Consider the following 15260-nt stretch of genomic DNA (forward strand, 5'->3'; position numbering starts at 1 on the left):
GGCGACGAGCGGCCTGCGCCTCGGGGCTGTGGTCGCGTCGGGCGTTGAGCACTATCCGGGGTTCGACGGAAATTTGAACGTAAAAACAGGTCATTGAGGCCATCGACTCCTGGATAGTGCTCAACGTCAAGACCGCACCGAGGACGACGGCGACGTCGACGCGGTGTCGCCAGCGGGGCTCGTCGTCACCAGCGTGGTGCCCTGGTTACCAACGGGACTCTTCGTCACCAGCACTGTGCGGTGGTTACCAACGGTTTGTCTGGATACCTGCGATATTCCACTGGTGACGCGCCATTTCGCTGGTGTCAGGGTCATTTCGCTGCTAGCGCGGACCTTCCTGCCGACGCGGACCCTGGCGCGTCGAGAATCGGCCAGTGGTCGATTTTGCTCCGTCCGACGGCGAGGATCGGCCACTGCCCCGCCCCTCGCGGCAGATTCAGCGGCATGTGGCGCCAGGCGGGCGACTGACGTCGTCGTCGTCGGTCGAAGTGACACCCAATCGGAGGCCCACGCACACCTCAGCCCGACGTCTCAACGAAGGTCATCGCCTCGCTCGCCCACGTTCGGCATAATGGAAATCGGTAAGGCTCAGGCGGTGAAGGGAAACGGCATGGCGGCGACTGAAAAACTGATGTGGAAGGTCTACGCGGGCCTGATCGGCGCAGCGACCACGATCGCGGCGCAGAAGCTGGTCACCAGGCTCTGGGAGGCCGGCACCGGCGACACTCCGCCGGATCCCAACGACCCCGACACGCCGATCACGCAAGCTTTGATATGGGCCGTCGCCAGCGGCCTCGGCGTCGGCGTGAGCCAATTGATGGTGAATCGGCTAATGCAGAACCGTTGGAGGCACAACTTCGATCACGCCGCGCCCGGGCGGCTGCGAAACAAACTGGACCTCTGAAAACGGTGCAGGACCGGCGGGCCACCCCACCGGTCCTGCACCGGAATGTCCGACGCCGTGGTCGGCTAGACGCAGTCGACGCAGTAGCGCTCGTTCCCGCGTGTCTCCGCCAACTGACTCATCGACTTGACCAGGAAGCACGATGCACAGGTGAACTCGTTGGCCTGCCGGGGCAGAACCCGGACGGTGAGTTCCTCGTGCGAGAGATCGGCGCCGGGCAGTTCGAACGATTCGGCTGCCTCCACCTCATCCTCGTCGACCTTGCCTGAGTTCTTGTCGTTGCGGCGAGACTTGAGTTCCTCCAGGGAATCCTCGCTCATCTCCTCGTCGGTCTTGCGGGGAGCATCGTAATCTGTTGCCATCCGGATTGTCCTTTCTTCGCCTCGACCGGCATATGTGTACCACAACCGGGGCCTACCCGGGGTACACCGACGCGCCAGTGATCACCCGCCATTGTGCACCGTCACGCAAGCGCCTCCACCATCGGCATGGTTTACGCTGGTAAGTTGTGGCCAATCAACCCAGCGCATACTGACGAGGAATCATGGATAATGCTCTGACCCCACGCGAGATCCAGTCAAGGATCCGTTCGGGCGCCTCCGTCGAGGATGTGGCCAGTGAGTCGGGAATGGACCACGGCAGGGTCGAGGTCTTCGCCGGCCCCGTCCTAGCCGAGAGGGAACACATTGCGGGGGCCGCCAGGATCTCCACAGTGAGACGCCGGGGCGAATCGGGAAGTCACCGTCGACTCGAAGACCTGATCTCGCAACGCCTACGTTCACGAGGGCTGGACCCCGACACCCTCGACTGGGACGCGTGGCGCCAGAGCAACCTCAAGTGGCGGGTCGTCGCGAAGCTCGGCGCTGAAGCGGAGCCGCGCACGGCCGAGTTCGTGTTCGACGCAAAAGCCCGGTTCTCCCTCGCCGACAACGCCGACGCGCGCTGGCTGATCGGCGAGGAACCACCTGGAGCACCCCCGGAGGAAGAGAACACCGTCGACTTCAACGATGAGTTGGCGCTGGTCCGCGCAGTGAGCCAGCCGACCCCCGAGAGCCCCGGAGACGACGTCCCAGCCTCCGAACTGATGCACGACGGGAATGAAGACACCTCGCAGCTGGACCGGCTCTATGACATGCTCAGCGGCATCAGCGAGGATTCCGTGCGGATCTACACCGGCATCCTCGATCCGGTGCTTTACGAGGCGAAGCCGGAAGACCCCGGCACCGGGCCCGCACCGGAAGCGAAGGCCACTCCCGACGACGCCCCGGCTCCAGACCACGAGGCCGATGAGCCGACGACGAAGGTCGTCTTCGAGGACTCCGACCCCCTGGCCCCCTCGTCTGAGGCGGGCGCAGCCGGGGCGGCGTCAAACCAGGAGACGACGCAGGAAGCCCTGGTTGAGGGTGATGACCTGAAGAAGCCCGTCCGGACCCGCAAGCGTCGCGCTCAGGTCCCGTCCTGGGACGAGATCATGTTCGGTGGCCCGACGCCAAAGTAGGCGGTATCTGAAGTTGGGCTGACGTTCGCCGAAGTGTGCTCGACCGCCACGCAAACCTCTGTCACCAGGAGCCCCGCGTCACCTGTGATATGGCGCGATACCAGCGGCGCGATACCAGCGAAATGGCGCGTCACCAGCGATATGGCGCGTCACCAGCATTGCTGCCCGACACCAGGCCCCCCGCCGCGTTACCAGCGACATCGCTCGACACCAGCGATATAACGCAGGTATCCAGCAAGAGCGCTGGTAACGGGACCAACCGGCGGAGCAAGCCCAACAGCCACCCAACCGCCCCGACGCGCGATAGCGCAAGCAGTGGCCGATCCTCGTGGCCAGACAGACCAGAATCGGCCAGTGGTCGATTTTCGGAGGGAACCCCCGGGTGTTGGCCGACCCAAGCTTCACGCGGTTGGGCACGGCCGGGGCAGACGCTGAAGACGACGCGGCAGAAGAAGACGCGCGCAGAAGACGACGCAACAGAAGACGACGCGCGCAGACGCTGAAGACGACGCGGCAGAAGACGACGCGCGCAGAAGACGACGCAGCAGAAGACGACGCGCGCAGACGCCGAACACGCGGAAGACAAAGACGCCCGGCACGCTCCCAGCAAGCTGGGCCGCACCGGGCGTCACCTTTGGCCTGATCAGGGACCCGACACAAGCCGGGTCCCCAACAGGATCAGCGGTCCTTGAACATCACCATGTTGTTGAAGACCCACTTGTTCTCCTGCGAGAACGTGTAGCCTCCGCCAGCCTTGGCCTTGGCCGCATATACCGTGGTCCAGGCGAAGGAGCGGCACGCGCCACGCCCCGTCAGGGCCGTATCGCACTCGGTGTACCAGCGGCGACCGTCGGCTGCCGTCCACGCCGTCGTCTTGCCCAGGTTGTTGTTCGCCCACTGGGCCCTGGTCATGTACGGCAGGTACGTCAGGTTGTTGAATGCCCAGCCCTGGCGGACCTCGAAGCCCTTGGCCGTCTTCACGACGACACTTGCCCAGATCTCGGTGCGGCACCGTTCGGTCTGCGAGTAGGCCTCACACCTGGTGAACCAGATCCGACCGTTCGTGAAGTGCACGCCCGGCAGGGTGTAGGGAGCAGAAGGCGTGAACCCGGGCGTCGGCGTCGGGGTCGGCGTCGGCGTCGGCGTCGGGGTCGGGGTCGGGGTCGGCGTCGGCGTCGGCGTCGGGGTCGGCGTCACCTTCGGGCTGACGGTGATGGTGAACTCGACCTTGGTCGAGTTGCCAGCGGAGTCCTCGACGGTGACGGTGACCTCGTAGGTCCCGGCAGCCGTCGGCACGCCGCTGATCGCACCGGTCGACTCGTCGATCGAAACGCCTGTCGGCAGCCCTGTCGCCGAGTAGCTCAGCGGCTCGGACTCGTCAGATGCGACGATCGACACGTTGACCTCATCGCCCAGTTCGACGGTGACGTCGGCCGGATCGGTGACCTCCGGGCCCTCGGTGTCGGTCGGCTCACAGCCCGCGGGAGGCGTCCAGACGGTGACGGTCGGCTCCGGGGTCTCCGGCTGCGTCTGTCCCGGCTCCAGGCCCCGGAACTCGAGTTCGCCGATGGTGGCGAACTCGTCGGCGCCCGACTGGTTGCTCGTGATCACGATGCGCACCTGGCTAGCGGTCCCATCGAGTTCCAGTTGCGTGGCCGTGCGACCGGCGGGCAGCGCCTCGGCAACCGGCGTCGTCCAGACCGTACCGTCGGTGCTGTACGAAATGGTGAAGTCCTTCACCTGACCGTTGTCGCTGCCCTGGCGGGGCACCCACGTCAGCCAGTCGAGGTCGTAGGTCTTGCCCAGATCGACCGTGACGGTGTGCGGGAACGGCACAGCCGGGCTCCAGGAAGAGTGCCAGAACGTGGCCCGGTCGCCGTCGATCGCCGCGGCGATCCGACCGTTGGGGGCCGTCTCGTTCGTCGCCTCGCTGTTGGCGGTGGCGGAGGTGGCCGTGATGGCGACCCCGGTCAGCGGTGCAGTCTGCGAGTCGACGTCGACGATCTTCTCGACGAAGCGGCCCTCGGAGTCCTCGAGCCTCAGCAGGTGCTTGCCCTTGATCTCCTGGTAGTTGACGTAGAGGCTGAGGTCAGCCTTGCCCTCGTCATCGACCGCCACGTAGCCGCGGTGTTCACCATCCCAGCTGACGGCCGCGTAGTCGTTGGGCGTGAACCCCGACAGATCGGCGATCACCCGGGAGTCGTCACGGACAGTCACATTGGCCAGCTGCGCCGTCGGCGCGACACACTCGTCGAACTCGGGAAGAGCCGGGGGAACATAGCCGTCTTCCACCACGACCGTGCCGGTGACGACCCGCCCATCGGAGAATGTGACGGTGGCCGACTTGGAGCCGGAGGTCGCGAAGGAGTGTTGCGCGCCGATCTCGTAACGCGATCCGGCGCCAAGATCGAATCGGTCCCTGACCGGCGAGAAGGTGGCAGCCACAGGCGTGCCGTCGCCGAAGTCGATGGTCGCGCTGAGTGCCTCGGTAAGCGCCGACTTGCTGACCCCGTCATCATCGTTGACGGCGTCGACCGCGATGCTCGTGCCGTTTGACGACACCTTCGTGCCCGGCGCGACGACGGTGGCCACGTTGGCCAGTGCCGTATTGCCGGTGCCCACCTTGGCCGTGGCACCAGCCGCGTCCGTGGCCCAGGCCACGAGCGCGCCGTCGTAGAAGTTACGGTCCTGTGCCAGCAGGCGTGAACCCATCGGCGCCATCCGCTCCAGGAACTGGGAGACGTTGCGGTCGTCCTGCGGGGTCCAGCCGATCTCCGCGTGGGCCATCGCCCGCGGGAAGATCATGAACTCGTTCTGGTCGCCACCGCGGATCGTCTCGGACCACAGCGGGCCCTCGACGCCGAGCAGATCTCTCGTTGCTGTTCGGGATGACGTTGACCGGGTTCCAGTTGTAGTACTTGTCCAGGTCACCCTGGCCGGCCCAGGTGAGGCCGATCGGGGTCTTCGACGAGTACTTCATGTCGAGGTAGGCCGAGTCGGACTTGGAGACGACGACCTTGGCGCCGTTGGCGACCGCCTGCGCGGTGTAGGTGGTGCTACCGGTCCAGTACTGGACGACCTCACCCTCACCGAGGCCGGCCTCGGCGTATTCGTTCCAACCGATCGGGGTCTTGCCCATGTCGCGGATCAGCGCAACCGACTTCTGCACGAAGTCGACGAACTGGTCGTGCGGGGTGGAGTGGGACTCGTCGCCGCCGATGTGGACGTACTGGCCGGGCGTCATGTCGACGATCTGGCCCCAGATGTGCTTCATCGAGACCCAGGTCTGCGGGTTGTGCGTGTCGAGGGTCGACTCGCCCACGTTGCCGTTGTTCTGTTCCTTCGCGGTGCCGTAGACGGTCGCGGCCGGCTTGGAGTTGGCCGAGTTCAGTTCGGGGATCGCGTGCAGGATCGCGTTGGAGTGGCTCGGCGCGTCGATCTCGGGGATGACTGTGACGAACCGCTCTGCCGCGTAGGCGACGATGTCGCGGTACTGCTCCTGCGTGTAGTAGCCCGTGCGGCCCAACGTGTTGGTGTAAGGCTTGGCGGTGCTGTTGACAGCCTGCATGGCGGTGACGCCGCTGACCTTCGCCAACTGCGTGTAGTCGACCGGGTCACCGGCCTCCTTGCCTTCATTGGTGATCTCGATGCGCCAGCCCTGGTCGTCTGCCAGGTGGAGGTGCAGCCGGGAGATCTTGACCGACGAAAGGGTGTCAATGATGTCCTTGAGGTCGTCGACCTCGACGAAGGAGCGGGCAGAGTCGACCTGCGTGCCGCGGTGCGCGAAGCGGGGCGAATCCTTGATGGTCACCGCTGCCGCGGTCCAGTCGCGCTGGACGGCGGTGTCGGAGTAGATCAGCGGCGGGAACAGCTGACGCAGCGTCTGCGTCGCGTTGAACAACCCATGCGCCTCCTTGGCGGTGATCGTCACCTTGCCCGGTTCGGTCACCAGGTCGTAGGCGTCCTCGGGGCTGGGGCCTTCGAGCGCCTGGTAGTTGGCGTCGAGGTTCAGTGCGATGACGTTGCCGGTGGCGCTGGCGACCACAGGGAGCTCGAATCCGGTGGCTGCACGCAACTCGGAGGCCAACAGTTCGGCCACCGGAACTGCTGCACCCGTTGCGACGATCTTGGTCGAGCCGTCGAGGACGTATGGGTCTCCCCCGTCTTCGATCAGCTGGCTGGGCAGCGGAACCAGGTCGACCTCGGAAGGCACCTCGGCCTGCTGCTCGCCGTCCCACACCTCGAACTCGTAGAGGCTCACGCCCCAGTAGCTGCCACTGATCGGGGTCCGCGACAGGGCCTGCATACGGACATAGCCGTGCGTCTGGCTGGCGGTGGCGGCGTTGAGCTTCTGGGTGTCGGTGGTGCCACAGGTGGGGCTGATCACCCCGGTGGCGTCAGTCCAGGTCGTGCCGTCATCGGAGACCTGCAGCTTGTAGGTGGCGGCGCAAGCGGCCTCCCATTTGATCGTGACGTGGTCGACCACCGACGGCGTGCCCAGCTTCACCTGGTACCACGCCGTGTCGGATTAGTTGGAGGACCAGCGGCTCGAGTCGTCGCCGTCTGTGCCCATCGCCACCGTCCAGCGGCCGTCCGCCACCTCCGTGCCGGAGGCGGTTGCTACGCCACCGTTGGCCGCGAGCGACAGGTTCTTCCCGACGGCGGCCTGCGCCACCTCCGGGAGGGCGACGGCGCCGCCCAGTGCGACGGCGCAAGCCGCGGCCACGGCTGTCACTCGTCGGAGTCTTCGGAGCACTTGCATCTTTGGAAACCTCACTCTCGGCACCGCTCTCTTGCGGCGCAGGTTATCTAAGATCGTCGTATACTGCGGCGACCGCGACAAAGAAGTTCCCGGCTAATGACCATCCGGCCTGCGCGTTTCCGGCCGTGGAACCAGCTGTCAGAAGTTGTCGGGGTCGAACGGCAATGGGTCGGGAGACAGGGTCGCCCTCGCCCTCGTGGCCGTCATTCTCCGCCGGTGGTGCGCCCGGCAGAGCACCTCATAGCGCACCTCGGCGCCCGGTTCGGTATCGCCCACCACCACCTGGGTGCCCTCGGTCACCATGATTCCATCCAGAGTGCGGGCATTGTGGGTGCCACGCGCCCCGCACCAGCACAGCGGACCGATGGGGAGGGTCTCGACGCGGTCGGCCAACTCGATGAGGCGGGCCGACCCGGGAAACAGTCTCGTCCTGAAGTCGGAAAGGATGCCGAACGCGTAGACGTCGAGCTGCAATTCGTCGACGATCCGCGCCAACTGATCGACGTGCTCCGGGGTGTAGAACTGCGCCTCGTCGCAGACGATGTAGTCCACGCGTTGCCCCGTCGTCAGTTCGCCGATGATGTAGCGCCACAGGTCGAACCCCTCATCCACTTCGATGGCCACAGCGCTGAGGCCCAGCCGCGAGGTGATCCGGCCTTGACCGGAGCGGTCCTTCGACGTGAAGACCCTCCCCTTCCGCCCGTGGGTCGACTGGGTGTAGTCGAGTTGCAGTGCAAGCGTCGATTTTCCGCAGTCCATCGGTCCGGTGTGGAAGATGAGTTCAGCCACGCGTCGTGCCTCTTTCGATCAGTTCGGTGTAGGCCGCGACGTAGCGCTCCGCGGTACGTTGCGGGCTCAGGTCCGCCAACAGGCCACGCGAAGCCTCGGACATGCTGCGCCGGACCTCCGCGTCCATCAGTTCGTTGAACCCACGGGCCATCGCCGACACATCGGGGCCCGTCAGCAGCGAGCTCTCCGGCGTGGTGCCGACTGTGAGTCGGTCGTCGCAGTACATCACCGGAAGACCGGCGGCCACGGCTTCCGAGATGACCAGAGCCTGGGAATCGAAACGGTAAGAGCTGAGCACCAGGGCATCCGCATTGACAAGTTCGTACGCGATGGCCGAGAGCGAGGAGAGGTGCCAACGGAAATCGATGTTGGACGCTCCGTCGGCCAGGGCCTTTAGCCGGTCGCGTTGGTCGCCATCACCCACGATCACCAGCTCCGCGTCGGGAAGGTCTGCGGCCCGGAAAGCCCTGATCAACACATCGAGACGCTTCTCCTTCGCCAGCCGCCCGATGGATAGGAATCGGACCCTGCCGTCGGTGCGTTCGCGAGGCGTGGACGCAATCGCCTCACACATGCCTCTGTTGAACCCGGTGGGGATGATGTGGCTTCGGAGCTCGGAGCCGGATGCTTCATCAATCAGGTCCCTCATGAATGGCGAAGGAACCGTGTATGCGTCGACCCTCCCAGCAATCTCCGCGAACGACAACCAGTCGACGCGTGCGGCGAGCCCTCCGGTCTCATGCGTGCGGGCGGGCAGGCTGGCGCGGGGGATGCCGACCGCGGTCGCCTGCCGCAGGGCGGGCAACACGAGGAGTTGGTAGCTCAACGTTCCGAAGATCGCGCCAGGGACGCTCTGGTGTGTGCCTGCGATGTTGGCGTGAAACGTGTGCAAATGTGGAACGGCCTGGAGCCTGGCCAGCTTCGCGCCCAGTAGCAGCGCACCACGTTCGGTCTGGCTGTGGACCACATCGAACCGGGCCACCTTCGATATCAGTTCCGCGCGCCGGTCGGAGAAGTGGAGGACGCTGAGGTGCGCGGGGAGCCCCTCAAGGTAGATCGTCGGACATTCCAGGATCCTGCCGAGCCTGGGCTTCTGCAGGTGCCGGTCCGGGGCGATCAGGGTGACCTCGTGGCCCAGCGCGGTGAGTTCCTCCAGCTGGGTCTGCACCGAACGCCCGATGCCGCCAGAGGCCGGGAAAAAGTCGTCGATGAGGATCGCGATCCTGAGCTTCACCTCGATCCGCCGAACGACAGGAGCGGGACCTCCATCTCAGCCGCAGTCAAGGAACCGTGCATGCCGACCAGACCGAACTCGCCGGGGGTAGCGGTGCTCATCGCAGCGTGGTCTGCGGTCATCGCGACCACCACGTCCCCGATCCTCGACCTGCTCATGCCGGTGGTCTGCGGACCGAACCAGCCAGCCTCGATGGCCTCTTCACGACGCATCACAACGCCACGCTCACCGAGGACCGACTCCCAGGCCCAGGCCAGTTCCCGCGGCTTGTCGCCGTAGACGTGGCGGAAGCGTGGTTCACCTCCGATGGCGGAACAGCCTCCCAGCCGCGGCTCATTCTCGATCACGATGCGGGCATCTTCCGGCACGTTGACCATGCCATGATCTCCGGTCACCAGGAGGCACACGTCCGGAGGAAGGGAATCAGAGAGGTGCGCGACCATGTCGTCGACCAGCCCTAGCCGGTCGAGCCATTGCCACGACCCGACCCCGTGGCCGTGCCCGTCGTGGTCAAGCATCCGCTCGTAGCAGTAGACGACGTCGGTGCCCCGCAGCGCGTCCTCCACGAGTTTTACGAACTGCTCCGGATCGCCCTCCGCCGACACCGGGAAGTGTGTGGTGCCCGCAAACGCCAGCCGGGTCAACGCGCTGCCTGCGAACCTGTCGAGGGTCACGGTGCCGCTGCCCCTGCCGATCGAGGCGAGCCGTTGGAACACCGTCGGGACCTGCGCGAACCCGGTGACGTCCGAAGGCCCCCCCTCCCAGGTCAGCGCGTTGATCACGCGCGAGACCGTCGGCTCGAAGAACGTGTAGCCGACGATGCCGTGCTCACCCGTTGGGCAGCCCGTCCCCAGAGACGTAAGGGATGTCGCCGTGGTGGACGGCACGGAGCACGTGAGACGCGGCGCCCCCGCCATCGCGTCCGCCATGGTCTCCGCGTGTTCACCATGCCTGAGCAACTGGTGCCAACCGAGCCCGTCAACGAGCAATACCACGTACTTTGTCGCCGACGGCAGGTCGAGCACCGGCGTGGCTCCCTCCAGCCGGGCCAGCACGCTCGGGAAAATGTGTGTCAGGGCGAGGTCCTCGTAGCGGGGCTCGACGAACTTCTCGGACATCAGCCCACCGACCCTTGAAGTCGGAGCCCGAACGCCACCAACCTTCGCGCGTTGTCGCCGTCAGCCTGGCTCGACATCCTCACCGTGATGTCGTCTGGTGCCATGACGCCCGCGTAGCCGTGATCGGCCTCACAGGTCGGGTCGTCGCACGCGGCAGGTCCGAGGTCAAGGCGGTGCGCGGCTCCCCAGACGATCGTCAACCAGGCCTCGTTCAGCGAGGTCGCCTTCTCGGGGTCCGTCAGGGACCTGGTGACCACGACGGAGTCGATTGCCCGGAGCGCCACGCACTCGACGGTCGACATCGCCTCCGGCCTTCCGCTCTCCCCCTCGTCGACGTGGCAGATGACCAGCTGGCGTTCGGTGCGCAGCAGCACCGTCAGGTGACGGTGCAGCTCGTGACCGGCGAAGGTTGCCTCATGCTGCACCAGGTGATCGAGCACCGTCTGCGCACCCACCCCCATCCCGGCCGTCTCAGTTACCAGATCCGGATAGAAGCCACACTCGGCGATCTCGGCGATCAGTTCGACAGGGAGGGACGCGGTGTCGTTGGCGGGCTGACTCACGTGCCCATCATGGCATGACTGAGTTAGGTTTAGAGGCATGGCAGCACGCCCCATCATCGCCGCACGCGTCGAAGACCGACTCAACCGGGTCGCGAACCGGCTCCTCGACAGCCGCGGCTGGCAGGAGTCGATCCTGGCGTTCACGGGCTACGGCAACTCGGAACAGTTGCGCATCCTGGCGCGCATCGTGATGCGCCCCTCGGAGGACCTCGGCATCGTTCAGGCGGCCCAGGCGCTGCTCTACCGCCGTGGTTGGCGCAACTTCATGAATGCGGCGAAGGTCGATGCCCGACTCTGGGTCGTGATCGACGACACCCGGATCCCCGTCCAGGCGGACAGGGGTGGCTATATCGACGTCCGCGTGAGGAACCCGGGGCTGCAGCCCGGCTGGCACAACGTCCGCTTGGAGGGCGACGGCGGGTCTTCCGCCCTCGCCCCGGTTCAGGTCATCGGCGACGACACCACCTTCGGGATCGTGAGCGACATCGACGACACCATCATCACGACCCTGCTGCCTCGCCCCATGCTCGCGGCCTGGAACTCATTCGTGCTGACGGAGCAGGCCAGGCAGGCGGTGCCGGGGATGGCCAGGCTGTACCAGCAGTTGCTTACGGCGCACCCCGGCGCCCCGATCGTCTTCGTGTCGACCGGCTCCTGGAACACCTACCCGATGATCCAGCGGTTCATGACCCGCCACGGCATCCCCCGGGGCGCGATCCTATTCACCGACTGGGGCCCGACCCAGACTTCCTGGTTCCGCAGCGGCGTCGACCACAAACGACGCTGTCTGCGCGAGTTGGCCCGCGACCTGCCCCATATCTCCTGGCTGCTGGTCGGAGACGACGGGCAGCACGACCCCGACCTCTATGCCGAGTTCGCCTCGCTGCAACCGGGCCACGTCCGCGCCCGGGCCATCAGACAGCTCACCCCCGGCGAACACACCCTGGCCCACGGCCTGCCCATGGAGGTCGCCTCCGATGCCAGGTGGCAGCCCGACACCGCCCCCGAGGTACGCGCACCCGACGGCGACGGACTCGCCGCGCAGATGAACGATCTCCTGGCTCCCGGGCGCTAAACTTCGCAGGTTGCCAACTGCCCAGGGACTAGGAGACGAGGATGGCGAAGCCGACCGTCGATGATGACCTGACCGAAGAGGAGCACATCCTCGATGTCGACGTCACCCAGGAGATGGAGGCGAGCTTCCTCGAGTACGCCTATTCGGTCATCTATTCCCGAGCCCTACCGGATGCGCGTGACGGGCTGAAGCCTGTGCAGCGACGAATCCTGTTCTCGATGGACGAGATGGGGATCCGACCCGACAGGGGACACGTCAAATGCGCCCGAGTCGTCGGCCAGGTGATGGGCCTGCTCCACCCACACGGTGACAGCGCCATCTATGACGCGCTGGTGCGCATGGGGCAGTCCTGGTCCGTTCGGTTGCCACTGATCGACGGGCACGGCAACTTCGGCTCCCTCGATGCGGGCCCGGCGGCAATGCGCTACACGGAATGCCGGATGGCTCCCCCGGCCCTGGCGATGACCCGGGGGCTCGACCTGGACACCGTCGACTTCAAGCCGAACTACGACGGCAAAGAGTCCGAGCCGGTCGTTCTGCCCGCCGCTTTCCCCAACCTGCTGGTAAACGGCGCCACCGGCATAGCCGTCGGCATGGCGACCAACATCGCACCCCACAATCTGGTCGAGGTCGTCGCGGCACTGCAGCAGTTGTTGCGCAATCCCGGCATCGAACTAGATGAGTTGATGCGCCACATCCCCGGCCCCGACTTCCCCACCGGGGGCAAGATCATCGGCCTCGACGGCATCCGTGACGCGTACGCCACCGGCCGCGGAACCTTCAGGATCCGGGCGACCACGAGGATCGAGAAGGTGTCCCCACGACGGATGGGCATCGTCGTCACCGAGCTGCCGTACATGGTGGGCCCGGAGAAGATCATCGAGCAGATCAAGAAGGGCGTCAACGACAAGAGGCTCACCGGCATCGCCGATGTGAAGGACCTCACCGACCTGGCCAACGGCACCCGTCTGGTCATCGAAGTCAAGAACGGTATCAACCCCGAGGCCCTGCTTGAGCAGCTCTACAAGGCGACCAAGCTCGAAGACACCTTCGCGATCAACGCGGTCGCACTTGTCGAGGGGCAGCCCCGAACGCTGACCCTGAAGGAGATGCTTGAGGTTTACCTGCAGCATCGCCTGGAGGTGACGCTCAGACGCTCCAACTTCCTCCTGGCCAAGGCGGAAGACCGACTGCACCTGGTGCGCGGACTGATCACCGCGATCGCCGACATCGACGACGTGATCGCCATCATCCGCACCTCCGACGATGCGGCGCAGGCCCGCGAGCGCCTGATCGCGGCGTTCGATCTCGACGAGACCCAGGCCAACTACATCCTCGACATGCAGCTGCGTCGCCTCACGCGTTACTCCACCATCGAGTTGGAGAAGGAATCGGATGCCCTCACCGGGGAGATCGCCGCGCTGCGCGAGATCATCGACGACGAGGCGGTCCTCCGTCGCCTCGTGGGCACGGAGCTGTCGCAGGTTTCGAAGGAGTTCGGCACCCCCCGTCGTACGGTCCTGCTCGCCTCATCCGGCGCCCCCACGACGTCGCGGGCACCTCTCGAGGTGCCCGACGATCCCTGCTGGGTTCTCCTCAGCGGCACCGGTCTGGTTGCTCGCACCGACACGCGCGGCCCGCTCCCTTCCACCGGTCGGGCGGCGCACGACGTCGTGGTCGCCCGGATCCAGAGCACCGCACAGGGCGAGTTCGGGGTGATCACCAACCGGGGTCGGCTGATCCGCTGCCGCGCCATCGAGCTCCCGACTGTTCCGCTGACCGCTTCGGCGCCGAACCTGCAAGGTGGCAGCCTCGCGCAGGAACTGTGGCCGCTGGAGCCCTCTGAGCGACCTGTCGGCCTCACCAGCCTTGACCCGGACTCACTCGGCCTGGCCCTCGGAACCGCACAGGGCATCGTCAAACGCGTGAACCCTGAACTGTTGACGAAGGATTCGTGGGACGTGATCAGGCTCGAAGGCGACGACGAGGTCGTCGGCGCCGTCGAACTGACCTATCCGGAGTCGGACCTGGCGTTCATCGCCGACGACGCCCAACTGCTGCACTTCCCCGCCTCTCTGGTTCGGCCGCAGGGTCGCTCCGGGGGTGGCGTCGCAGGGATCAAGCTGGCCGCCGGGGCGACGGCGATCTGGTTCGGTGTCGTCGACCCGGATCGCGACCTGGTCGTGACGGTCTCCGGCTCGTCGGATTCCCTCCCAGGCACCGAGGCCGGGCTCGCGAAGGTGACGCCCCTGTCGGAGTATCCCGGCAAGGGCCGCGCGACCGGCGGCGTCCGGGCGCACCGCTTTCTGAAGGGTGAAGACACGCTCCTGATCGCCGCGATCGGCCCCGCCCCCGTCGTGGCCGCCGCGGCCAGCGGCTCCCCCGTCGAACTGCCGTCCGAACACGGCAGACGGGACGGGTCTGGAAGCCCGGTGGCGCAACCGATCACCATGATCGCCGGCCGTGGTGAACACCCGGACTCGGAGCCGTCGGCAGGTGTACAGTCGCTGCTCGATGAGGAGTGATACATGAGTTTCGACGATCTACTCGCAAGCAACGCCGCATACGCGGCCAACTTCACCGACGCCAACTTCGACGGCGTGGCCCGCGCAGGGGTCGGCATCGTGACCTGCATGGATTCCCGCATAGAACCACTCCGGATGCTCGGCCTGGACCTCGGAGACGCGAAGATCCTGCGCTCGCCGGGCGGTCGGGTGACCACCTCGGTGCTGAACGGCTGCGTCCTGGCCGTGCAACTGCTCCAGGTGGACCGCATCATGATCATCCCGCACACCCGCTGTGCGATGGCCACGGGCACCGATGAGGACCTGCGCAACCTGATCCGGGAGAGAAACGGCGTGACTGCGTCGTGGCTGACCTTCGGTGCGTCGCCTGATCAGATGACCCGGGTGCACGAGGATGTCGAGATGGTGCGCTCGCACCCGCTCATCGCGGGCCGTGCGGAGATCGGCGGCTTCATGTACGACGTCGACACGGGTCGGCTCGAACAGATCATTTAGGGAAGTACCGAGTGTTGCGTTCCCGGCGAGGATGCAGGAAACGATGAGAAGGGGCCGTTCACATCGGGTGCGCGTGCTGGACGTCCTTGTCCAGAAGTAGGCGGTGTCCAGATCCCCCTGTCCGGTGAGCTGCTGCGATTGTCACTGCCTTAGGGGGGCCGGGCCTTAGGGGGGCCGGTTGGATGCCCCAGCGCCCCGCCCCTCGCCCCATCGCCAGTCGCCCAGTCGCCCCATCGCCAGTCGCCCCATCGCCAGTCGCCCCATCGCCAGTCGCCCAGTCGCCCCATCGCCAGTCGC

Annotated in this window: 12 protein-coding genes and 1 pseudogene; 5 read left to right on the forward strand and 8 right to left on the reverse strand. The window is 66.0% G+C overall.

Going from position 1 to position 15260, the window contains the following annotated elements:
• Window positions 1-571 precede the first annotated feature (571 nt).
• A complete protein-coding gene (locus BUC15_RS16865) occupies window positions 572-904 on the forward strand; it encodes a DUF4235 domain-containing protein (RefSeq protein WP_245788024.1) in 333 nt (110 codons plus the stop codon).
• A gap of 65 nt (window positions 905-969) precedes the next feature.
• Here BUC15_RS16865 and BUC15_RS16870 read toward each other — a convergent pair whose 3' ends face one another.
• Window positions 970-1266 (reverse strand): DUF4193 domain-containing protein, encoded by a 297-nt coding sequence (locus tag BUC15_RS16870; RefSeq protein WP_073190634.1) that lies wholly within the window; start codon window positions 1264-1266, stop codon window positions 970-972.
• Window positions 1267-1448: 182 nt separating this feature from the next.
• On the opposite strand from BUC15_RS16870, the gene sepH reads away from it, so the two are divergent.
• Complete coding sequence (gene sepH / locus BUC15_RS16875; RefSeq protein ID WP_073190637.1) at window positions 1449-2402, forward strand: septation protein SepH; 954 nt, start codon at window positions 1449-1451, stop codon at window positions 2400-2402.
• Window positions 2403-3080: 678 nt separating this feature from the next.
• On the opposite strand, the gene BUC15_RS20880 is transcribed toward sepH, so the two are convergent.
• The 7 genes and pseudogenes from BUC15_RS20880 to BUC15_RS16910 all read right to left on the reverse strand — a co-directional run bounded on the left by BUC15_RS20880 (window position 3081) and on the right by BUC15_RS16910 (window position 10868).
• A complete protein-coding gene (locus tag BUC15_RS20880; RefSeq protein ID WP_084189702.1) occupies window positions 3081-5207 on the reverse strand; it encodes a discoidin domain-containing protein in 2127 nt (708 codons plus the stop codon).
• A 12-nt stretch (window positions 5208-5219) separates the two neighbouring features.
• Window positions 5220-6915 (reverse strand): annotated as a pseudogene (locus BUC15_RS16885) (family 20 glycosylhydrolase); the annotation flags it as partial.
• Between the two features lie 15 nt (window positions 6916-6930).
• The gene (locus BUC15_RS16890; protein WP_073190645.1) at window positions 6931-7137 is read right to left on the reverse strand and encodes a hypothetical protein; all 207 of its coding nucleotides are present in this window, start codon (window positions 7135-7137) and stop codon (window positions 6931-6933) included.
• Window positions 7138-7302: 165 nt separating this feature from the next.
• Window positions 7303-7953 (reverse strand): thymidine kinase, encoded by a 651-nt coding sequence (locus tag BUC15_RS16895; RefSeq protein ID WP_073190648.1) that lies wholly within the window; start codon window positions 7951-7953, stop codon window positions 7303-7305.
• The gene (locus tag BUC15_RS16900; protein WP_073190651.1) at window positions 7946-9187 is read right to left on the reverse strand and encodes a glycosyltransferase; all 1242 of its coding nucleotides are present in this window, start codon (window positions 9185-9187) and stop codon (window positions 7946-7948) included. Before BUC15_RS16900 ends, BUC15_RS16895 begins: the two co-directional genes overlap by 8 nt.
• Window positions 9184-10305 (reverse strand): alkaline phosphatase family protein, encoded by a 1122-nt coding sequence (locus BUC15_RS16905; RefSeq protein ID WP_073190654.1) that lies wholly within the window; start codon window positions 10303-10305, stop codon window positions 9184-9186. The genes BUC15_RS16900 and BUC15_RS16905 overlap by 4 nt, the downstream gene beginning before the upstream one ends.
• Window positions 10305-10868, reverse strand: a complete 564-nt coding sequence (locus tag BUC15_RS16910; protein ID WP_245788025.1) for a DUF5998 family protein — start codon at window positions 10866-10868, stop codon at window positions 10305-10307. Before BUC15_RS16910 ends, BUC15_RS16905 begins: the two co-directional genes overlap by 1 nt.
• 37 nt (window positions 10869-10905) lie before the next feature.
• On the opposite strand from BUC15_RS16910, the gene BUC15_RS16915 reads away from it, so the two are divergent.
• The 3 genes from BUC15_RS16915 to BUC15_RS16925 are packed head-to-tail and all read left to right on the forward strand — an operon-like array spanning window position 10906 to window position 14963.
• Window positions 10906-11943, forward strand: coding sequence for an App1 family protein phosphatidate phosphatase (locus BUC15_RS16915; RefSeq protein WP_073190659.1), 1038 nt, complete (start codon window positions 10906-10908; stop codon window positions 11941-11943).
• 41 nt (window positions 11944-11984) lie between these two features.
• Window positions 11985-14468: a DNA gyrase/topoisomerase IV subunit A gene (locus tag BUC15_RS16920; RefSeq protein WP_073190662.1), complete on the forward strand. Its 2484-nt coding sequence runs from the start codon at window positions 11985-11987 to the stop codon at window positions 14466-14468.
• Window positions 14469-14471: 3 nt separating this feature from the next.
• Complete coding sequence (locus BUC15_RS16925) at window positions 14472-14963, forward strand: beta-class carbonic anhydrase (RefSeq protein WP_073190665.1); 492 nt, start codon at window positions 14472-14474, stop codon at window positions 14961-14963.
• Window positions 14964-15260 lie beyond the last annotated feature (297 nt).

It is taken from the genome of Tessaracoccus bendigoensis DSM 12906 (assembly GCF_900141915.1).
Taxonomy (GTDB): Bacteria; Actinomycetota; Actinomycetes; order Propionibacteriales; family Propionibacteriaceae; genus Arachnia; species Arachnia bendigoensis.